The sequence below is a fragment of the Tenacibaculum sp. E3R01 genome (genome assembly GCF_003318185.1).
Taxonomy (GTDB): Bacteria; Bacteroidota; Bacteroidia; order Flavobacteriales; family Flavobacteriaceae; genus Polaribacter; species Polaribacter halocynthiae.
In genome coordinates this window covers 19,720-41,744 of sequence record NZ_QOCC01000023.1, presented here as the reverse complement: position 1 = coordinate 41,744, position 22,025 = coordinate 19,720, and the positions used below count along the sequence as shown (strand labels likewise).

Below are 22,025 nucleotides of genomic sequence, written 5' to 3'. Positions count from 1 at the left end.
ATAAATATGAGTAAAAATTTTGAAACACAAGCTATTCGTACACAAACAGAACGATCGCAATTTTCTGAACATTCAACACCTTTATACTTAACATCAAGTTTTGTATTTGATGATGCTGAAGATATGAGAGCTTCTTTTGCTGAAGAAAAAGAAAAGAATTTATATAGTAGATTCTCTAACCCAAATACAACTGAGTTTGTAAATAAAGTGGTTGCAATGGAAGGAGCTGAAGCTGGTTATGCTTTTGCAACAGGAATGGCAGCTGTGTTTTCAACTTTTGGAGCTTTATTAAATGCTGGTGACCATATTGTTTCATGCAGGTCAGTATTTGGATCAACTCATAGTTTGTTTACTAAGTATTTACCTAAATGGAATATTGAAACCAGTTATTTTAAAATTTCTGAACCTGAAAAAATTGAAAGTTTAATTAAATCAAACACTAAGGTTTTATATGCGGAAACTCCAACAAATCCTGCTGTAGATATTTTAGATCTTGAAATACTTGGTGCTATAGCTAAAAAGCATAACTTATTGTTAGTAATTGATAATTGTTTTGCAACACCTTATTTGCAAAATCCAATCAAGTTTGGAGCAGATTTAGTTATTCATTCAGCAACAAAATTAATAGACGGGCAAGGAAGAGTTTTAGGTGGTATTACAGTTGGTAAAGCTGATTTGATTAGAGAAATTTATCTTTTTTCAAGAAATACTGGGCCGGCAATGTCTCCATTTAATGCTTGGGTGTTGTCAAAAAGTTTAGAAACATTGGCTATAAGAGTTGAAAAACATTGCGAAAATGCGTTAAAAGTAGCTCAGTTTTTAGAAAAAGAATCAAAAGTAAACTTAGTAAAATATCCTTTTTTAAAATCACACCCTCAATATGAAACAGCCAAGAAGCAAATGCGTTTAGGAGGAAATATTGTAGCTTTTGAAATTAAAGGAGGCATTGAAGCCGGAAGAAAATTTTTAAATAATATAAAAATGTGTTCATTATCAGCGAATTTAGGAGATACGAGAACGATAGTTACACATCCAGCTTCAACAACACATAGTAAATTAAGTATAGAAGATAGGTTAGAAGTTGGTATTACTGACGGTTTGGTACGATGTTCTATTGGTTTAGAAAATGTAGAAGATGTTATTAATGATTTAAATCAAGCATTAAATAATTAGAAAATAAATAAAAGTAAAAGTGTATTTTTGTAATATGCTTTCTAAAAAAACTAAATACGGAATAAAGGCGATGACTTTTATAGCTAGGCAAGAGCCTGGTAGTAAAGTACAAATAGCAACTATTTCAGAAAAAGAAAATATTTCTCATAAGTTTTTAGAAAGTATATTACTTACCTTACGTAAAGCTGGAATTTTAGGAGCAAAAAAAGGAAAGGGTGGTGGATATTATTTGCTAAAAGAAGCAGGTACTATTAAAATGACTGAAGTCATTAGAACTCTTGAAGGTCCTATAGCTATGGTTCCTTGTGTTAGTTTGAATTATTATGAAAAATGTGACGACTGCCCAGATGAGGATGCATGTTCAGTACATAAATTAATGATTCAAGTAAGAGATAACACCTTACAAGTATTACGTAATACTACACTTGCTGATCTTGTTTAGATAGTTACAAATATTATCTTATTGTTAAAAATTTAATTTTTTTCTTTGATATTAATAATCAGTATGTATATTTGTCGACTTAAAACCTAGTATTCCGATAGGGTAAAGGTATTTTAAAATGATTGTAGAACAAATAATAGAAAATAAAGCAAATTTTAACGCAGATAAGCGTTCAGAAAAGCCTATAAGAAGTATAGTTAAATCAATTAGTTGGCGAGTAGTTGGAACGATTGATACCATTCTTATTTCTTGGGTAATAACTGGAGAGGTGAAAACAGCTTTTTCTATAGGAGCGATTGAATTAGGAACAAAAATGATATTGTATTTTTTTCATGAAAGAGCTTGGAATAATATTAAATGGGGTAAAAAATGAGTATAGAAACAATTGATTTAGCAGCAATAAATAACCAATTAAAAGGTAAGTCACCACAAGAAATTGTAGCATGGGCTTTGTCTGTGGCAACTAAACCAGTGGTAACAACAAACTTTAGACCGTATGAAGGTGCTATTCTACATTTAGTAGCAGCATTAAAAAAAGATGTAAAGGTGGTTTGGTGCGATACAGGTTACAATACTCCACAAACATATAAACATGCAGAAGAGTTAATAGTAAATTTAAAACTTAATATTCATTTGTATGTGCCTAAGCAAACCGTAGCTCATAGAGATATTACTTTAGGATTACCTACAATTGAAGATCCAAATCATACAGTTTTTACGGAACAAGTAAAGTTAGAGCCTTTTAAAAGAGCAATGGATGAGCATAATCCAGATGTTTGGTTTACTAATTTAAGAAAAGGTCAAACAGCTTTTAGAGATAGTATTGATATTGTATCAAAAAGTAAAGACGGAAAGTTAAAAATAAGTCCATTTTATAATTGGTCAGATAATGAGTTGGATACTTATTTGGAAGAAAATAATTTACCAAATGAATTCAAATATTTTGATCCAACTAAAGTAGAAAGTAATAGAGAGTGTGGTTTACATATATAAAAAATATGATTATGAATACAAATATAATTAAAGTAGGAGCTTTAGAAAGTGAAGCCATATATATATTGAGGGAAGTAGTCGCGCAATTTGAGAAACCAGTGTTATTATTTTCAGGGGGAAAAGATAGTATAACATTGGTGCGACTAGCTCAAAAAGCATTTTATCCAGCAAAAATTCCTTTTCCTTTAATGCATATTGATACTGGACATAACTTTCCTGAAACGATTGAATTTAGAGACCGTTTAGTAAAAGAGTTAGGAGTAGAGTTAATTGTACGAAATGTACAAGACAATATAGATACAGGAAAAGTAAAAGAGGAAACAGGGAAGTACGCGAGCCGAAACATGTTACAAACTGAAACGTTATTAGATGCCATAGAAGAATTTGGTTTTGATGCATGTATCGGTGGTGCGCGTAGAGATGAAGAAAAAGCAAGAGCAAAAGAGCGTATTTTTTCTGTACGTGATGATTTTGGACAGTGGGATGAAAAAAACCAACGTCCAGAATTATTTGACATGCTAAATGGAAAGATTGATTTAGGACAAAACGTACGTGTTTTTCCAATATCTAACTGGACAGAATTAGATGTTTGGTCATATATAAAAGAAGAGAAAATTGAAATTCCATCTATTTATTTTGCTCATAAAAGAGCTACTTTTTTAAGAGATGGACTTATTTGGTCGGCTGAAGACGATGTTGTTTATCGAGAAGATGATGAAAAGGTTGAAGAACGTATGGTACGCTTTAGAACTGTAGGAGACATGAGCTGTACAGCTGCAGTATTATCTAATGCTATTGATATAAATACAGTTGTAGAAGAAATTAGAGATTCTTCTATATCTGAAAGAGGAGCAAGGATAGATGATAAACGATCGGAAGCTGCAATGGAGAAGCGTAAACAACAAGGATATTTCTAAAAAAACAATAATAAACTATTTTAAAATAATAGTTAAAAAATACTAAAATGAACGTACTAAAAATAGCAACAGCAGGGAGTGTAGATGATGGTAAAAGTACTTTAATAGGACGTATTTTATACGATACGAAATCATTAACTGAAGATAAATTACAAGCGATAGAAGAAAAAAGTAAACAAAGAGGATTTGATTATTTAGATTTTTCATTAGCAACAGACGGTTTAGTAGCTGAACGTGAACAAGGAATAACTATTGATGTAGCACATATTTACTTTTCTACACCGAAAACGAGTTTTATTATTGCTGATACTCCTGGTCATATTGAGTATACTAGAAATATGGTAACTGGAGCATCAAATTCACAAGCTTCTATTGTTTTGGTAGATGCTAGAAATGGTGTTGTTGAACAAACGTATCGTCATTTCTTTATCAATAATTTATTAAGAGTAAAAGATGTTGTAATTGCTATTAATAAAATGGATTTGGTAGATTATTCTGAAGAGAAATTTAACCAAATAAAAGGTGAAATTGAGTATTTAGCAAGTAAAAGTGAATACCAAAATCAAAACTTAACTTTTATTCCTTTATCAGCTTTAAAAGGTGATAATGTGGTAGAATCATCAGATAAGATGGAGTGGTACAAAGGTGAACCTTTGTTAAATCATTTAGAAAGTTTAAGTTCTGATAATGTAAATACTAGTTCTCAAGCTCGTTTTCCTATACAAAGTGTTATAAGGCCAAAAACTGACGAATATCACGATTTTAGAGGGTATGCAGGTAAACTTTATGGAGGTGATTTAGCAGTAGGTGATCAAGTAACTATATTACCTTCTAATACGCAATCTAAAGTTAAAAGTATTCAGTTTTTTAATCATGAATATCAAGAAGCAAAAAGTGGTAGTTCAATAACTGTAACACTTGAAGATGATGTAAACATAAGTAGAGGAGATATGTTGGTTAAAAGTGGTGAAGAACCAAAAGTTGTAAAAGAAATTGAAGCAACTATTTGTTGGATGGATAAACAACCACTTCAGGTATCAGAAAAATATTATATAAAGCATGGTGTAAATGATGCTCAAGCTAAAATAACGGATGTATCATCGTTAATTCATACTGATTTTTCAGGAGAAGAAAATTCACCAAATGAATTATCACTTAACCAAATTGGTAATGTTACTTTAAAAATAAGTAAGCCGCTTTTTGTTGATAAATTTCAAGAGAATAAAGCTAATGGTGCATTTATAGTTATTAATCCAAAAACAAACAACACAGCAGGTGTTGGTTTTATTAAGTAAAAAAATAAAGCAATGGCAATTATAATAACAGACGAATGTATTAACTGTGGAGCTTGCGAGCCAGAGTGCCCAAATACAGCAATTTATGAAGGGGCTGATGATTGGAAGTATAGTGAAGGTACATCTTTAGAAGGAGCAGTTAAATTACCTAATGGTGATCAAATAGATGCAGATGAGGTTCAAGAGCCAGTTTCTGATGAGTATTATTTTATTGTTCCTGATAAATGTACAGAATGTAAAGGGTTTCATGAAGAACCACAATGTGCGGCAGTATGCCCAGTAGATTGTTGTGTACCTGATGATAATCATGTAGAAACAGAAGAAGAGTTATTAGTAAAACAACAATTATTACACAACTAGTATTAATGCTTTTATAAGCAAACAATTAAAAATCATGCAAAGTTTTAGATCAGAAATAGAGAACCCTGTTGTAGAAAAAGATATCCTTGAATTAGAACGTAAAATAAGTTTATTTAAAGAAGGAAAGATAGATGAAGAGCGTTTTAGAAGTTTACGTTTAGCAAGAGGAGTTTATGGTCAACGCCAATTAGGTGTACAAATGATTCGTATTAAATTACCTTATGGTAAAGTGTCTAGTGAGCAATTACATAGAATAGCAGATGTTTCTGATGAATATTCAAGAGGAAGGTTACATATAACTACGCGTCAAGATATTCAAATTCACTATGTAAGCTTAGATAGAACCCCAGAATTATGGGCTCAATTAGAAAAGGATGATATTACATTACGTGAGGCATGTGGAAATGCTGTTAGAAATGTAACAGCATCTGAAACAGCAGGTATAGACATCAATGAACCTTTTGATGTAAGTCCATATGCACATGCAACTTTTGAATTTTTTCTACGTAACCCAATTTGTCAAGAAATGGGAAGGAAGTTTAAAATGTCGTTTTCAGCAACTGATGAAGATACTGCAATAAGCTTTATGCACGATTTAGGTTTTATAGCTAAAACTAAAACTATTGGAGGAAAAACAATAAAAGGGTTTAAAGTATTGTTAGCGGGTGGATTAGGTTCTCAACCACGTCATGCTGATGTTATGTATGAGTTTTTAGAAGCTGATTTATTAATACCAACTATTGAAGGAGTTTTACGTGTGTTTGATCGTTATGGTGAACGTTCAAAAAGAGCAAAAGCACGATTAAAGTTCTTGGTAAAAGATTTAGGTTTGGATCAGTTTTTAACTTTAGTTGAAACAGAAAGAAAGGCTTTAGCATACCAATCGTACTCTATTGATACTTCAAAATTTGAACAAGAAATTACTTTTGAAACTTTAGAGGTTCCTTCAGTATCAATAGAAGATGAAAAAGCATATGAAGAATGGAAGCAAGCGAATGTTATAAAACAAAAGCAAGAAGGATTGTATGCTGTTGGTGTTAAAGTTCATTTAGGAGATTTTTATACAGATAAAGCACGATTGTTAGCTGATTTAATTAAGAAATATGCAGCAAACGAACTACGTTTTACGTTAAGACAAAATATTTTAATACGCCATGTAAGAGAAGAGTTTTTACCTTTCTTTTATGTAGAGTTACAAAAATTAGGATTTACTGAAGTAGGTTATAATAGTACAGCTGATATTACTGCATGTCCAGGAACAGATACATGTAATTTGGGAATTTCAAGTAGTACAGGAATTGCGGCAGAATTAGAACGTGTTTTTAAAACTGAATATCCAGAATATCTTAACAATAAGGAAGTAACTATAAAAATTAGTGGTTGTATGAATGCTTGTGGTCAGCATAATATGGCACACATTGGTTTTCAAGGAATGTCTGTAAAAGTAGGGAACTTATTAGCACCAGCATTACAAGTGTTAATTGGTGGAGGTATTGTAGGAAATGGAGAAGGTCGTTTTTCAGATAAATTAGTTAAAATACCTAGTAAAAGAGGTCCGGAAGCATTAAGAATTTTATTAAACGATTTTGAGGATAATAAAGAAGAAGATGAGGATTTCTTAGCATACTATGATAGAAATGGAAAAACATATTTTTATGATATTTTAAAACATTTATCTGATACTACCAATTTAAAAGAAGATGATTTTATCGATTGGGGTCATGATAAAAACTATGTAAAAGCAATTGGAGTAGGTGAATGTGCTGGTGTAGTAATAGATTTAATAGCAACTTTACTTTTTGAAAGTGAAGAGAAATTAGAAAATGCAACACAGGCTTTTAAAGAAAAACAATGGTCTGATAGTATTTATCATGGGTATTCGGCTATCGTAAATACAGCAAAAGCACTGCTAACATCTGAAGGTAAAAAGACAAATACTCAAGCAGGAATTATAAAAAACTTTGATGAGGTATTTGTTGAAACAAAGAAAATTGAGTTATCAACTTCATTTTCAGAATTAGTATATCAAATTAATAAAAATCAACCTACTGAAGCATTTGCTAGTAAATATTTGCAAGAAGCTAAAGCATTCTACACAACTATAGATGCTTACCGAAAAGTGGTAGTAGAAAGTTAAAAGGAATAATGATGAAAAAACAACCTAAATTAACAGTAGTAGGAGCAGGCCCAGGAGATGTTGAGCTAATTACGTTAAAAGCTATTAAAGCACTAAAAAATGCAGATGTTGTTTTATATGACGCTTTAGTTAATCCAGAACTTTTAGATTATATCAATCCAAAAGCAGAACTAATTTTTGTTGGTAAAAGAAGAGGCTGTTACCGCTATCAGCAAGAGCAAATTAATGAGTTAATTGTGGCAAGAGGATTTTCTCATGGTCATGTAGTTCGTTTAAAAGGTGGAGATCCTTTTATTTTTGGAAGAGGAGCTGAAGAAATGCAATATGCAGCAACATATGGTCTAGAGGTAGCTGTTATTCCAGGAATTTCATCATCATTAGCTGTACCAGCATATCAAAACATACCATTAACAAAAAGAGGTAGTTCAGAAAGTTTTTGGGTAATAACAGGAACAACTAAGCAGCATAAATTATCTAATGATGTTAGGTTAGCCGCAAAATCAAATGCAACAGTAGTTGTGTTAATGGGAATGGGGAAATTATCTGAAATAGTATCACTTTTTAAAGAAGAAGGAAAGTCAGAATTACCAGTAGCTATTATTCAAAATGGAACAACTCCTGAAGAAAAAATAGGAATAGGTACCGTTGATACTATTGAGGAAGTGGTTTCTAAAAATAACTTAAGTAACCCTGCAATTATTGTATTAGGAGAAGTGGTAAAACACCGTCAACAGTTAGCAGATGTAAAACAAGAAGTAGTTTTAAAAAGTGTGGTATGATAGATAAAGAAAGAAATAATTTATATCCAGTTTTTTTAAAGGTAAATGAACTGGAAGTTTTAATAATTGGAGGAGGTTATGTGGCTGAAGAAAAATTAACATTTTTATTAAAATCAAGCCCAGATGCTAAGGTAACGATGGTTTCTCCTTATTATAGAAAAAATACGATTAAAGAAGCTCAAAAAGCATCAGTAAAAATGATTAAAGATGTTTATAAAAAAGAGTATTTAATAGGAAAACACATGGTTATTGCTACAACTGATATTCCAGAAGTGAATGTACAGGTATATAAAGATTGTAGAGCAGAAAATAAACTAGTAAATGTAGCTGATAATCCACCCTATTGTGATTTTTATATGGGAGGAATTGTAACTAAAGGAAATGTAAAAGTTGCAATTTCAACAAATGGAAAATCACCTACAACAGCAAAAAGGTTACGACAATTTTTTGAAGAAGTAATGCCAGAAGACATTAATCAATTAGTTGAAAACTTAAATAGTTTTAGAAAAACAATCAAAGGGAACTTTGAGAAAAAAGTACAAACATTAAATAAACTTACAGAAGGTTTAATAAATTAAAATTATAATGAAATAAAGGAATAAGAAAACTATCCAATAATATAGATTTCCTTATTTTCATAATAATTACAAATAAAAGAAATGATACAGACAGATATATTAATTATTGGAGCAGGCCCTACTGGGTTATTCACAGTTTTTGAAGCAGGATTATTAAAATTACGTTGTCATTTAATAGATGCGTTGCCACAACCAGGAGGACAATGTTCTGAAATTTACCCTAAAAAACCTATTTACGATATACCAGCATATCCAGAAATTTTAGCTGGAGATTTAACTAAGAACTTACTAGAACAAATAAAACAGTTTGAACCAGGTTTTACATTAGGTGAACGTGCAGAAACTATAGAAAAGCAAGACGACGGAAGCTTTATTGTAACTACTAATAAAGGAACAAAACACCAAGCACCTGTTGTTGCTATTGCTGGTGGGTTAGGTAGTTTTGAGCCTAGAAAGCCTAAAATAGAGAATATTACAAAGTTTGAAGATTTTGGTATCGAATATATGATAAAAGAGCCAGAACTATATAGAGATAAAGATGTAGTAATTGCAGGAGGAGGAGATTCAGCTCTAGATTGGTCTATCTTTTTAACAGATGTAGCTAAATCAGTTACACTAATTCATAGAAGAAATGAATTTAGAGGAGCTTTAGATTCAGTTGAAAAAGTTCAAGAATTAAAAAACTTAGGGAAAATTAATTTAATTACCCCAGCTGAGGTAAAAGGAGTTTTAGGAAATAACCATGTAACGGGAGTTGTTATTGAAGAAAAAGGGCAGGAACCTTATATTTTAGATACAGATCATTTTATTCCATTATTTGGATTAGCTCCAAAACTAGGACCTATTGGTAATTGGGGATTAGAGATAGAAAAGAATGCAATTAAAGTAAATAATGCTTTAGATTATCAAACCAATATACCTGGTATTTATGCAATTGGTGATGTGAATACATACCCAGGGAAATTGAAATTAATTTTATGTGGATTTCATGAAGCTACTTTAATGTGTCAAAGTGCTTACCAATTAATACATCCAGATAAGAAGTATGTAATGAAGTATACAACGGTAGGTGGAGTTCAAGGTTTTGATGGTACCAAAAAAGAAGCTCCAAAAGCAGTAGTAAAGGCTATAGAGTAATGGAGCAAGATGTTACTATAAAAATAACTGACCGAGAAGGTGTAATGCATGAGGTAATTGCACCGACTGATATGGCAATGAATTTGATGGAAGTAGTTCGTTCATACGAATTAGCTCCTGAGGGAACGATTGGAGTATGTGGAGGAATGGCAATGTGTGCATCTTGTCAATGTTATGTGAAATCAAATCATGAGCTTCCTGAAATAACGGATGATGAAGATGCTATGTTAGCAGAAGCTTTTGATGTTCAGGATAATAGTCGTTTAGGATGTCAAATTCAAATAACCCCTAAGTTAGAAGGCTTAGAGATTGAATTAGCACCAGAAAGTTAATTACATTTGTAAAAAAGAAACCTATAAAATGCAATTTAAACAGTATGACTTATCATTAAAAGATGATGTAGAAGTATTTACAAAGCAATTATTTTATGCATTGTTTAATGATGTTTGTCAAGAAAAAGCAAATCATTTAAGAGAGTTATTTCTTAAAATTTGTAAAGGCTTAGAGATTCCTAAAGCAAATAATGTTTGGGAATTTTACCAACAATCTTTTTGTGAAATTCGAAATCAATTAGATTTAGATGCAAAAGCCTTTGAAAGTACTGACCCTGCATGCAAAAGTCTAGGAGAAGTATATTTGGCATATCCAGGTTTTCATGCAATAGCTGTATATCGATTAAGTCATGAATTGTATAAAATAGAAATTCCTGTTTTACCAAGAATGATGAGTGAATATGCACATGGTGTAACAGGAACAGACATTCATCCAGGCGCAATAATTGGAGAATCTTTTTTTATTGATCATGCTACAGGTATAGTTATCGGTGAAACGACAATTATAAAAAACAATGTAAAAATATATCAAGGAGTTACATTAGGTGGAATTCAAGTTAAAAAAGAATTAGCATCCACTAAACGTCACCCTACTATTGAAAGTAATGTAACGATTTATGCAAATGCAACTGTTTTAGGAGGAGATGTAACGATAGGAAAAGATAGTGTTATAGGAGCAAATGTGTGCGTAATAGATTCAGTACCTGAAGGATCAATTGTAACGTATGAATCAGAAAATAAAATCATAATGAGAAAATCATATGTTAAATGATTTTTATTAAACAAAAAACGAATGAAAACCAAAACAATAATAGATAGTGTTGGTAATACACCTTTAGTAGAAATTTCATCGCTTATTAATAAAGAAGGAGTACGATTATTATTAAAGTTAGAAGGTAATAACCCTGGAGGGAGTGTAAAAGATAGAGCAGCCTATAACATGATATCTGAAGCAATTAAGCGAAAAAACATCAAAAAAGGTGATTATTTGGTGGAAGCAACTAGTGGAAATACTGGTATTGCTTTAGCTTTAATGGCAAAAGTTTTAGGAGTGAATATGGTTTTAGTAATGCCAGAAAATGCAACTGAAGAACGAGTTAAAACGATGAAGTCGTATGGTGCTGAAGTAATTTTAACATCAGCAAGTGAAGGTATAGAAGGCTCAAGAGATAAAGCACTTGAATTACGATATAAAAAAGGATACTTTATGCTAAATCAGTTTGAGAATAATGATAACTGGAAAGCACACTATAAAACTACTGGACCAGAAATATGGAATGATACTGAAGGAGAAATAACACATTTCGTTTCTGCAATGGGTACTACTGGAACTATTATGGGGGTTTCTACCTATTTGAAAGAGAAAAATTCTAACATTCAAATTGTAGGAGCTCAGCCTAAAGAAGGTTCTAGAATACCTGGAATAAGAAGGTGGTCTCCAGAATACTTACCAAAAATATTTGATAAAAATAAAGTAGATAAAACTATTGAAGTAAGTAGAGAAGAAGCTACAAAGATGACACGCAAATTAGCTAAAGAAGAAGGGATAATGGCAGGAATGAGTAGCGGTGGAGCTTTGCATGTGGCTTTAGAAGTAGCTAAAAAAATAGATAAAGGAATTATTGTAGCTATTGTTTGTGATCGAGGAGATCGTTATTTATCTTCAGAATTATTCGAATATTAAAAACAATTATTCTTTTTAAAGTAGTAAATAAAAAATAATTCGTTTATTTGCATTATATTATAGTTCATTAACTTAATGATGTTATCAAGAAAGGTGGAGGGATTAGACCCAACGAAACCTTAGCAACCCTTTGTGCAAACAAAGAAGGTGCTACATTCTACTGTGAAAGCAGGGAGATAACGGAAAGAATTTTACTTCTCTTTTCCTGATAACATTACAATTAAATATCAGGAATGTCAAACATTTACAAAGAAATACAAAAACGAATTCTCGTGCTCGATGGAGCAATGGGAACTATGCTTCAGGAATATAAATTCACTGAAGAAGATTTTCGTGGAGAACGTTTTAAAGAGTATCCTACACCTTTACAAGGTAATAATGATTTGTTGTCAATAACTCAACCTGAAGCGGTAAAAGAAGTACATAGAAAATACTTTGCAGCAGGTGCAGATATTGTTGAAACAAATACTTTTTCTGGAACTACAATTGCTATGGCTGATTATCAAATGGAACATTTGGTATATGAATTAAATTATGAATCAGCCAAAATAGCTAAAGAAGTAGCTCAAAAATTTACAGAAAAAGAACCTCATAAACCAAGGTTTGTAGCTGGTTCAATAGGACCAACTAATAGAACAGCAAGCATGTCTCCAGACGTAAATGACCCTGGATATAGAGCTGTTACCTTTGATGAATTACGAATAGCTTATAAACAACAAGTAGAAGCTTTAATTGATGGAGGAGCAGATATTTTATTGGTTGAAACTGTTTTTGATACTTTAAATGCAAAAGCAGCATTGTTCGCTATTGAAGAGGTAAAAGGAGAACGAAATATTGATATTCCTATTATGGTTTCCGGAACAATTACTGATGCATCAGGAAGAACATTATCAGGGCAAACTGCGGAAGCTTTTCTTATTTCTATTTCTCATATTCCATTATTATCTGTAGGATTTAATTGTGCTTTAGGGGCAAATTTATTACAACCTCATTTAGAAGCTATAGCTTCGAAAACAGATTTTGCTATTTCTGCACATCCTAATGCTGGGTTACCAAATGCTTTTGGTGAGTATGATGAAACACCACAAGAAACAGCTAGTCAAATCGAAGAATATTTAAAAAAGGACTTAATAAATATCATTGGAGGGTGTTGTGGTACAAGACCTGCTCATATTAAAGCTATTGCTGAAGTAGCTGTTAATTATAAACCAAGAAGAACATTAGCAATACAAAAATAGTAAGTCATGGTTAATGTAAATAAAATTATTAAATGTTGAATTTCCTGAACTATATAGATAGATGATTGAAGAAAGAAAAAACATGAAATTAAGTGGTTTAGAACCCTTAATAATTACACCAGAAAGTAATTTCATAAATGTAGGAGAACGTACCAATGTAGCTGGATCGAGAAAGTTTTTGCGATTAATTAAAGAGGAGAAATTTGATGAAGCCTTGGCTATAGCTCGTCATCAGGTAGATGGAGGTGCTCAAATTATTGATATAAACATGGACGACGGTTTAATTGATGGAAAAGAAGCCATGGTACGTTTTTTAAATTTGATTGCGGCTGAGCCTGATATTTGTCGTGTTCCTATAATGATTGATAGTTCAAAATGGGAAATTATTGAAGCTGGATTACAAGTTGTACAAGGAAAGTCAGTTGTAAATTCTATTAGTTTAAAAGAAGGAGAAGAAAAATTTATTTGGGAAGCAACTCAAATAAAAAGATATGGAGCTGCCGTAATAGTAATGGCTTTCGATGAGGTTGGACAGGCTGATAATTATGAACGTAGAATTGAAATTGCTGAACGTTCATATAGGGTATTAGTTGATAAAGTTGGGTTTCCTTCCGAAGACATTATTTTCGATTTAAACATATTTCCAGTGGCTACTGGTATGGAAGAGCACCGTAAAAACGCAATAGATTTTATTGAAGCTACCCGTTGGGTACGAGAAAATTTACCAAATGTAAGTGTAAGTGGAGGGGTGAGTAATGTATCATTTTCTTTTAGAGGAAATAATAGTGTAAGAGAAGCAATGCATTCTGTATTTTTATATTACGCTATTCAAGCGGGAATGAATATTGGGATAGTAAACCCTACTATGTTAGAGGTGTATGATGATATTCCAAAGGATTTATTAGAACACATTGAAGATGTAATTTTAGATAGAAGAGAGGATGCTACTGAACGATTATTAGACTTTGCTGAAACCGTAAAAGGGAAGAAGAAAGAAGATGATGGAAAAGCATTAGAGTGGCGTAAATTACCATTGCAAGAAAGAATAACACATGCTTTGGTAAAAGGGATAGATGCTTTTATTGTAGAGGATGCTGAAGAAGCTAGATTAGGAGTAGAGAGACCTTTGCACGTAATTGAAGGGAATTTAATGGCGGGAATGAATGTTGTTGGTGATTTATTTGGTGCAGGAAAAATGTTTTTACCTCAAGTGGTTAAATCTGCACGAGTAATGAAAAAAGCTGTTGGATATTTAAACCCTTTTATTGAAGCAGAAAAAGGAGAAAAACAGCAAGCTTTAGGTAAGGTTTTAATGGCTACTGTTAAAGGTGATGTTCATGATATCGGGAAGAATATTGTTTCTGTAGTTTTAGGATGTAATAATTATGAAATTGTTGATTTAGGGGTAATGGTGCCACCTGAAAAAATTATTGAAACAGCAAAAAAAGAAAATGTAGATGCCATAGGATTAAGTGGTTTAATAACACCTTCTTTAGATGAAATGGTTTACTTAGCAAAAGAAATGGAACGTCAAAATTTTGAAGTTCCTTTATTAATTGGAGGAGCTACAACTTCAAAAGCACACACAGCTGTTAAAATAGATACTCAATATAAAAATGCGGTAGTTCATGTAAATGATGCTTCTAGGGCCGTTACTGTTGTTGGTGATTTATTGAATAAGAACACTAAAAATGAGTATGTAGCAAAACTTAAAAAAGATTATGAAGAGTTTCGTGAAAAATTTCTTAAAAGAGGTAAAACGAAAGCATATATAACTATTCAAGAAGCCCGTAAGCGTAAATTTAAAATAGATTGGAGTATATCAAATATTTCAAAGCCAAAAGAATTAGGAATTCAAACATTAGAACAATTGAGTTTAAAAGAATTAATACCTTTTATTGATTGGTCTCCTTTCTTTAGGTCATGGGATTTACATGGTAAATTCCCTGCTATTTTAGTTGATGATGTTGTAGGAGAGCAAGCTACAAGTTTGTATGAAGATGCTCAGAATATGCTTCAAGAAATTGTAGATAATCAATTGTTAAAACCTAAAGCTATTTTTGGGTTATTTGAGGCTAATACTACTAATGATGACGATATTTCAATTAAGAAAAAAGGTAAAGAAATAGCCGTTTTTAGAACTCTTCGTCAACAATTAAAAAAGAGAGATGATAAACCAAGTTTTGCTTTGTCAGATTTTATAGCTCCAAACGATTCGAATAAAACGGATTATATGGGAGCGTTTTGTACGGCAATTTTTGGAGCTGATGAATTAGCGAATACTTATAAGAGTAATGATGATGATTATAACGGAATTATGGTACAAGCTATTGCTGATCGTTTTGCGGAAGCCTTTGCAGAGTATTTGCATCATAGAGTACGAACAATACATTGGGGATATGGTGCAGATGAAAATTTAACAAATGAAGATTTAATAAAAGAAAATTATAAAGGAATTCGTCCCGCTCCTGGATATCCTGCTTGTCCTGATCATTTAGAGAAAGAAACAATTTGGGAGTTATTAAATGTTGAAGAAAAAATTGGAGTAACCTTAACGGAAAGCCTCGCAATGTGGCCAGCTGCAGCTGTTTCAGGATATTATTTTGCAAATGAAGAGGCTAAATACTTTGGATTAGGAAAAATAACTGATGATCAAGTTAGAGATTTTGCAACTAGAAAAAATATTTCTTTAGATAAAGCAAGAAAATGGCTTCATCCTGCAATTGCTGACAATTAAAAGAGGTGAAATGGAAACAAAATTTATAGAATTAAATTTAAAGAGCCATATTATTTCTCATGGATATGATGAAAATAATAAAGAAATTACAGAGGAGATAATTGTTGGTGAATTCTCTCCTAAATTGATAGCAATCAATAGAATTAAATCTTTAAGTAAAAAATATGTATTAACTGATTATATAGATGGAAGGTTGATTTATTGGGAATATCAAGAGTCGTATGATTTAGTTAAAAAACAATTATTAGAATAATGAAAGTTACAGATCACATAAAAAAAGCAAAAGATAAAACGTTATTCTCTTTTGAAATAGTTCCACCACAAAAAGGACAAAATATACAAGAATTATATAATAACATTGATCCTTTAATGGAATTTAAACCTCCTTTTATTGATGTAACAACATCAAGAGAAGAGCATGTTTATATACCAAAAGAAAATGGATTATTAGAGCAGAAAATAACAAGAATGCGACCAGGAACTGTTGGTATTTGTGCATCATTAAAATACAAGTATGATGTAGATGCAATACCACATGTTTTGTGTGGCGGATTTACAAAGGAAGAAACTGAATATGTATTAGTTGATTGTCATTATTTAGGATTAGATAATGTGATGGCTTTAAGAGGAGATGCAAGAAAAGATGAGCAATATTTTAAAGCCTCTAATGGAGGAAATACCTATGCTTCTGATTTAGTAGGTCAAATTAGTGATTTGAATAAAGGGAAGTATTTGCATGAAATTATTGAAACCCCTTATAAAGCTGATTTTTGTATTGGAGTAGCTGGTTATCCAGAAAAACATTTAGAATCTCCAAGTTTAGAAAGTGATTTAAAACGGTTAAAAGAAAAAGTAGACGCGGGAGCTGATTATGTGGTAACTCAAATGTTTTTTGATAATTCTAAATATTTCAATTTTGTTAAAAAGGCAAAAGAGATAGGAATTAATGTACCTATTATTCCAGGAATAAAACCTTTAGCTGTAAAAAGGCACTTACAAATTTTACCACAAATTTTTCGTTTAGATTTACCGCAAGATTTAGTAAATGCAGTTGAAAACTGTAACACTAATAAAGAAGTGAGGCAAGTTGGAATTGAATGGGCTATTCAGCAAAGTAAAGAATTAATAAAAGCGGGTGTTCCTGTAGTTCACTATTATTCAATGGGGAAATCAAGCAATATAAAAGCTATTGCTAGCGAAGTTTTTTAATGAAAAATAGAATTCGTATTTATTAAAGCCTTTAAAATTAAATTTTCAAAGGCTTTAATATTATTATTTAATTTTAATGACCTTGATATATCGTAGCAAAGCTATTGCACATTTTGTCAGAAGAGAATCCTATTTCTAGTGCTTTTTTTCTTATTGCTTCTTTTTCAGTTTTATTCAGTTTTGGCATTGTTATAATTTTTTCAATAAAAACCTCGCTTAGTTGTTTCACCTCTTGTTTATTGAGTTTTAACTCGTCTTTATTTAAGTTTTTAATAGTGTCAGGTAATATAATTTTTTGAATAATGCTGGAGCTAAATACCTTTTGTAGTTCATCAATATAAGGTGAAGAATTTGTCGTGATAACTGGTACTCCTGCAACTAAAGCCTCAATTATTACTAAAGGAGCAACTTCAGATAAAGAAGTTGAAATTAAACAATCTAAAAAAGGAGTTATATGATTTTCTCGTTGTAAACTTTGATTTGAAAGAATCTTATTATTTGTATTTATGAGTAATTCATTATTAACACTGTCAATTTGAATTCTATAATTTGAGGGGAAGTTTCTCCATATGTATTTTAAAATTTGTAAACCTTTACTATTTGTTAATTTTCCAACAAAACCAAATGTTTGTGGAAGGGATACGTTATTTTTTATTTTAAAAATTTCAGTATCTACACCATTGGGAACTGTAATGATTTCTCTATTGATATATTTTTCTAACTCTACTTTAAGAAAATTAGCAGGAACAATTATTACATCTGATCTATTTAAAATAGTAAGACTTGTTTTCCAAAGTTCACTATTAAGACCCAGATATGTTGGATTTAAATGAAAATGAGATATTATTCGTTTTTTAGGAAGTTTTTCAATGATTTTAAAAATATTATAATCTTCAGGATCAAAAATGACTATATTTTTAAATTTAGATATTTCTTTTAAATTATGAATAAATGCTGGGAGTATTTTAATACCTAATTTCGCATGAACAGAGTTCATACGATTTGTTTGACCATTAACGGTTGAAGATATAGGCTTTAATATAACCGTATTTTCATTCATAGTAAAATGATTATCAAGATTAAATTTTTAGTAAGAATAAGAGTACCAAAGGTACAGAACCTCGAATTAAAAATATTGAAATATCCTTAAATAGTATTTTTTAGTATTGAAGAGAACTAATAACTAAACATTTTCAATTTTTTTATAAAAATTATTTTCTTTTATCTTTTTCATTCATAAAAAACAGCCATTTCATCTAAAGTTTTTCTTTTTAAATCAGGAACATAAACAGGTGTTTTTGGGTACCCAACAGGGAGTAATAAAAAAGCTCTTTCATTGACTGGCCTGTTTAATATACTTGTTAAAAAATTCATAGGACTAGGCGTGTGTGTAAGTGTTACCAATCCTGCGTTATGAATAGCTGAAATAAGCATTCCACAAGAAATTCCTATCGATTCATTAACATAGTAATTATTACATTTTTCTCCGTTTATATCAAAATCATAGGACTTTTTAAAAACAACAATTAACCATGGAGCGTCTTCTAAAAAAGGTTTGTGCATATCTGTGGCTAAATGCTCTAGATCTTTTTTCCAACGTTCACTCATTCGATGTTCATATCCTTCTTTTTCCTCTATTTCAGCAGCAATTTTAATTTTAGCTTTTATAAAAGGATTTGAAACAGCGCAAAACGTCCAAGGTTGATGATGCGCACCAGAAGGAGCAGTTGATGCACTTTTTATTATATTTTCAATTACTTCCTTTGGTATTGGTTCAGAAGAAAATTCTCTTACGGATCTTCTTTTGTTAATCCATTCATAGAAAATTTCACTTTTTTCAATCATTTCTTTTTTGGATATTTTAATTGAATCATATTTGATATGATTGTATCCATTGATGTTAATGTTTTTTGAAAGTTCCATAATTGAAATTATTATTTTTTTAAATCTTGAAAATAAGATTTTTACTATACTAATTTAAGAAAATATTTTATAGTGTATTATTGTTTGAAAATATAAAGCATTTGTAGGAAGAATTTTGTTTTTTACAATTGTTAGTATGTTTTTAATACTTCTTTTTGTTTACCTTCTTTAAATTGAACTTTAGCTGTTAGTTTTCCATCTTCAATAGCGTAAACTTTCCATATTCCGTGTCTTAATCCGTTTTTCATTAATCCAACTCCAGCTAAATATCCTTTTTCGTGATACCATTTCATTAATCCATTTGCTAGTCCATTTTTATAATAGCCTTCTAAAACTAAAGTGCCATTATTTGACCATTCCTTATGCAGCCCTTCTTTTTTATTATTTATAAAAGCTCCTTCACTTTTTAACTGACCGTTTTTATAGAATTTTTTTAAAACCCTCATTTTTTCATCTTTTTTGTAATGTGGAGATTTTGAGGTGTTGATTTTTACGTTTTTATAATCATTGTTATTTGTTTTCTGTTCTTTTTTATATTGTTTAAAACAGCTATAGTAACTTGATAGTATTAAAACTAATAGAAGCGATTTTATAAGTGCATTTAGTTTGAAAAAGTAAAAACTTTGTTTACTCATGACCTCTTTTTTTAGCATACTTAAACTTACTGAATTTTTTAGGAAGTTTATTCGTTACTTCAAGTTTGTTAGATGTTATGGTTGGTTTTATTTTAATAACTTTGGTATCGTTATCAATTTCAATTTCATGTTTACTTCTCATATTCACTACATCAATATGTAATACCTTAAAGTGATGTTTACCTTTTTTAAGGTTTATTATAACATATTCACTAGGTCTTATTTGACCAAGCGGCTTATTGTCAAGCCATATATTTAAACGAGCAGTATTGTCAATTTTGTGTAAAATATTTGAGCCATTATAAATTAAAATATTACCATTACCTAAATCATTTAATTGAATATTTTTTATAGTTGTTTTTACAAAGTTATATTGAGAAGTTATAGGTTTTAATGCGCAGGAATTTAAAAGGATAAGGGTAAATAAAGTAATAGTCAGTTTTAATTTTTTCATCTTAAGTTTTATTAAGGCTTAGTGTTGGAGATTTTCTAGTTTTAAACGATCAATTTTTAATTTTTCTTATTTTTCTGTGACAATATAGAAATTTAAAAATAATATATTTCTAATTAACGCAACATTAGATTTTTATTATTTATTGTTTAACTTGAAAATTTTTATGATGATTAAATTGAATAAAAAAGCCTGGGTTTACCAGGCTTTTCGTTTAACTATATATAGTTTTTAGTGTTTTGGTATACTAGCACTTCCATCTGGAACAGCTGTGTAAAGTTCAATGCTTTTGATAGAACCAGCCTTTCGTTTTCCATTAACCATTTCAGTACTTCTTACTGTAGTTAGGCAAGTATTTCCTTTCCCACCGTCAGTTCCCAAAGAAAGGATTACTTCATCTTCATTTTCATCAATAAATCCAACAATATACATTAAAGGTACAATAGTTAAAGTTTTATAAGATGTACCGTGATATTCTATTTCAGAGTTACTTTTAATTACAATCGTTTTATTTGATGTTGCAGTAACTTTCATAGGAGCTCCTGCAAATCCCATTAAAGGAACTACATTAAGTAACGTTTCTCCTGTGAACTGAGCAACATTATAGCTCCCTGAAATACTCACAACCGAACCATAGTAACTACCAGCATTTTTATAGACACTTTTGTATTGACGAGTAAATTTTATTTTTAGGTCACTCCCTATTGGAGTTGTAATTGGAACTGTAAGCTCCCAACTGTTTCCATTTTGAACGAATGACATGGTACTGTCAAAAGTATACACGGTAGAGGAAGTTCCATCTAAAGAAACACCAAGAGTAACTGTATAATCTTCTGTACCATCTTTGTGGGTTTTGTACTGTCCTTCTATAGATATGAATGCATTATTAAATACTTGAGAACTTGAATTGATGTGATAAAATCCAGCAAACTTAGCCAATTCTTTACTTGCTGTATTTGTTCCATTAGCAGGTTTCTTAACAGGAGTCGCTGTTACTGTTTGTAATGAACGAGGAATAGATAAATGACTATTTTTTAATGAAAAAAGATCGTTACATACCATTCCTCCTTCTGCAGAAGTTCCCATAATAATGCTATAATTAAATAAACCATCTAATGAGCTGAAAGAAAACACATACATATTAAGGTTGTAAACGAAAAGTCCCACATTTTGAAGGTTACCTTTATTACCTCCTATGTTGGTATAGTTGTATTGAAGTGTATTATCTGTTCCTATTTTAAGAATTTCTGCTCCTTTTCCTTTGTCTTCGTAGTAAGTACCAGCATACATAGCCATAGGAATTGGATTGTTGTAGGTTTCTCCATTGATATTTTCTATTGCTCCACTTAAACCATGAGTTACCTTACCTTTAAAAGATGAGGTAATTTGCTGACTGTTGTCTTTTCGTGTAAACTCTATTGTGAAATTTGGCACATCACTATTTACATCAGCCTGGGCTGTTAAGGTGGTTCCTGTCCATTCTATAGTTTTGAAAGCCTTGTGTGGTCCAGTAAGATGATATACGTTAGAGTTAACACCGTCTGGTGAATAGATTAGTGCTACATGAGGAGTTACTTCACCATTTTTAACCAATAAATTAGTGTCAATAGTAAGGAAAGAACCTGTACTATTTAGAGCATAGTACCCATTGAATGAAATTAGTGGCTCTGCATCGCCAATTGGGTTTGGATATGGTGCATCACTTTCTGCAATTTTTAAAAGATAGTTGTGTAATTCAGTAGTTTGTTCTGCAGATTTGCTCGTTTTTTGAATTGGTGGAATTGTTAAATTTGACATGATTAGAAGTATTGTGCTGTAATAACAGCTGGTTAGTAAATTCTGAATCAAATTTCAAAAGATTAAGGCAAAAGAAGAATAAAAATGTAATGACGTTTTATTTGATTGTCACAAGAGGGGATAAATATAGAATAAGAAAAAGCACTATAATTATATCAATTCTATAAATTGAAGATAAATAGAAGTTTTAAGGAGTTATATTTAACTA

At 30.9% G+C, this 22,025-nt stretch carries 23 protein-coding genes and 1 riboswitch; of the genes, 18 read left to right on the top strand and 5 right to left on the bottom strand.

The features are described 5' to 3' along the window. Positions 1-6: 6 nt before the first annotated feature. From DS884_RS11325 to metF, 18 genes are all read left to right on the top strand, one after another. On the top strand, positions 7-1,173 hold the full coding sequence (locus DS884_RS11325; RefSeq protein WP_113786835.1) for a trans-sulfuration enzyme family protein: 1,167 nt from the start codon (positions 7-9) through the stop codon (positions 1,171-1,173). 34 nt (positions 1,174-1,207) lie between these two features. Then, positions 1,208-1,615 carry an RrF2 family transcriptional regulator gene (locus DS884_RS11320; RefSeq protein WP_093870374.1) on the top strand — a complete coding sequence of 136 codons (408 nt, stop codon included), beginning with the start codon at positions 1,208-1,210 and terminating at the stop codon, positions 1,613-1,615. A gap of 118 nt (positions 1,616-1,733) precedes the next feature. Next, positions 1,734-1,988, top strand: coding sequence for a DUF2061 domain-containing protein (locus tag DS884_RS11315; protein ID WP_093870375.1), 255 nt, complete (start codon positions 1,734-1,736; stop codon positions 1,986-1,988). Continuing rightward, the gene (locus DS884_RS11310; protein WP_199488205.1) at positions 1,985-2,608 is read left to right on the top strand and encodes a phosphoadenosine phosphosulfate reductase family protein; all 624 of its coding nucleotides are present in this window, start codon (positions 1,985-1,987) and stop codon (positions 2,606-2,608) included. Before DS884_RS11315 ends, DS884_RS11310 begins: the two co-directional genes overlap by 4 nt. Before the next feature lie 11 nt (positions 2,609-2,619). After that, positions 2,620-3,525 (top strand): sulfate adenylyltransferase subunit CysD, encoded by a 906-nt coding sequence (gene cysD, locus DS884_RS11305; protein WP_113786925.1) that lies wholly within the window; start codon positions 2,620-2,622, stop codon positions 3,523-3,525. 47 nt (positions 3,526-3,572) lie between these two features. Then, positions 3,573-4,820 carry a sulfate adenylyltransferase subunit 1 gene (locus DS884_RS11300; protein WP_113786834.1) on the top strand — a complete coding sequence of 416 codons (1,248 nt, stop codon included), beginning with the start codon at positions 3,573-3,575 and terminating at the stop codon, positions 4,818-4,820. Between the two features lie 12 nt (positions 4,821-4,832). Continuing rightward, positions 4,833-5,180, top strand: a complete 348-nt coding sequence (locus DS884_RS11295; protein ID WP_093870377.1) for a 4Fe-4S dicluster domain-containing protein — start codon at positions 4,833-4,835, stop codon at positions 5,178-5,180. A 34-nt stretch (positions 5,181-5,214) separates the two neighbouring features. After that, positions 5,215-7,317 (top strand): HEPN domain-containing protein, encoded by a 2,103-nt coding sequence (locus DS884_RS11290; protein WP_093870378.1) that lies wholly within the window; start codon positions 5,215-5,217, stop codon positions 7,315-7,317. 11 nt (positions 7,318-7,328) lie between these two features. Next, positions 7,329-8,096 (top strand): uroporphyrinogen-III C-methyltransferase, encoded by a 768-nt coding sequence (gene cobA, locus DS884_RS11285; RefSeq protein WP_199488208.1) that lies wholly within the window; start codon positions 7,329-7,331, stop codon positions 8,094-8,096. After that, complete coding sequence (locus tag DS884_RS11280; protein WP_093870380.1) at positions 8,093-8,674, top strand: bifunctional precorrin-2 dehydrogenase/sirohydrochlorin ferrochelatase; 582 nt, start codon at positions 8,093-8,095, stop codon at positions 8,672-8,674. The genes cobA and DS884_RS11280 overlap by 4 nt, the downstream gene beginning before the upstream one ends. Before the next feature lie 81 nt (positions 8,675-8,755). Then, positions 8,756-9,811 carry an NAD(P)/FAD-dependent oxidoreductase gene (locus tag DS884_RS11275; RefSeq protein ID WP_093870381.1) on the top strand — a complete coding sequence of 352 codons (1,056 nt, stop codon included), beginning with the start codon at positions 8,756-8,758 and terminating at the stop codon, positions 9,809-9,811. Continuing rightward, on the top strand, positions 9,811-10,143 hold the full coding sequence (locus DS884_RS11270; protein WP_093870382.1) for a 2Fe-2S iron-sulfur cluster-binding protein: 333 nt from the start codon (positions 9,811-9,813) through the stop codon (positions 10,141-10,143). The genes DS884_RS11275 and DS884_RS11270 overlap by 1 nt, the downstream gene beginning before the upstream one ends. Before the next feature lie 28 nt (positions 10,144-10,171). Next, positions 10,172-10,915: a serine O-acetyltransferase EpsC gene (gene epsC, locus DS884_RS11265; RefSeq protein WP_093870383.1), complete on the top strand. Its 744-nt coding sequence runs from the start codon at positions 10,172-10,174 to the stop codon at positions 10,913-10,915. A gap of 21 nt (positions 10,916-10,936) precedes the next feature. Then, positions 10,937-11,827, top strand: a complete 891-nt coding sequence (cysM, locus tag DS884_RS11260; protein ID WP_113786832.1) for a cysteine synthase CysM — start codon at positions 10,937-10,939, stop codon at positions 11,825-11,827. Between the two features lie 78 nt (positions 11,828-11,905). Then, positions 11,906-12,010, top strand: a riboswitch (SAM riboswitch). 50 nt (positions 12,011-12,060) lie between these two features. Continuing rightward, positions 12,061-13,065, top strand: a complete 1,005-nt coding sequence (locus DS884_RS11255; protein ID WP_113786831.1) for a homocysteine S-methyltransferase family protein — start codon at positions 12,061-12,063, stop codon at positions 13,063-13,065. Positions 13,066-13,126: 61 nt separating this feature from the next. Further along, positions 13,127-15,802, top strand: coding sequence for a methionine synthase (metH, locus tag DS884_RS11250; RefSeq protein WP_113786830.1), 2,676 nt, complete (start codon positions 13,127-13,129; stop codon positions 15,800-15,802). A 10-nt stretch (positions 15,803-15,812) separates the two neighbouring features. Beyond that, positions 15,813-16,055 (top strand): hypothetical protein, encoded by a 243-nt coding sequence (locus DS884_RS11245; RefSeq protein ID WP_113786924.1) that lies wholly within the window; start codon positions 15,813-15,815, stop codon positions 16,053-16,055. Further along, positions 16,055-17,011, top strand: a complete 957-nt coding sequence (gene metF / locus DS884_RS11240) for a methylenetetrahydrofolate reductase [NAD(P)H] (RefSeq protein WP_113786829.1) — start codon at positions 16,055-16,057, stop codon at positions 17,009-17,011. Before DS884_RS11245 ends, metF begins: the two co-directional genes overlap by 1 nt. Before the next feature lie 73 nt (positions 17,012-17,084). Here the strand turns inward: metF and DS884_RS11235 are convergent, their stop codons facing one another. The 5 genes from DS884_RS11235 to DS884_RS11215 all read right to left on the bottom strand — a co-directional run bounded on the left by DS884_RS11235 (position 17,085) and on the right by DS884_RS11215 (position 21,817). Further along, positions 17,085-18,071 carry a glycosyltransferase gene (locus DS884_RS11235; RefSeq protein WP_113786828.1) on the bottom strand — a complete coding sequence of 329 codons (987 nt, stop codon included), beginning with the start codon at positions 18,069-18,071 and terminating at the stop codon, positions 17,085-17,087. A 170-nt stretch (positions 18,072-18,241) separates the two neighbouring features. After that, entirely contained in the window at positions 18,242-18,934 is a 693-nt protein-coding gene (locus tag DS884_RS11230) for a nitroreductase family protein (RefSeq protein WP_113786827.1), read from the bottom strand. A 131-nt stretch (positions 18,935-19,065) separates the two neighbouring features. Then, entirely contained in the window at positions 19,066-19,569 is a 504-nt protein-coding gene (locus DS884_RS11225; RefSeq protein WP_158530838.1) for a toxin-antitoxin system YwqK family antitoxin, read from the bottom strand. Further along, positions 19,562-20,023, bottom strand: coding sequence for a hypothetical protein (locus DS884_RS11220; RefSeq protein WP_113786825.1), 462 nt, complete (start codon positions 20,021-20,023; stop codon positions 19,562-19,564). The genes DS884_RS11225 and DS884_RS11220 overlap by 8 nt, the downstream gene beginning before the upstream one ends. A 228-nt stretch (positions 20,024-20,251) precedes the next feature. Then, complete coding sequence (locus DS884_RS11215; RefSeq protein WP_113786824.1) at positions 20,252-21,817, bottom strand: hypothetical protein; 1,566 nt, start codon at positions 21,815-21,817, stop codon at positions 20,252-20,254. Positions 21,818-22,025: the final 208 nt, after the last annotated feature.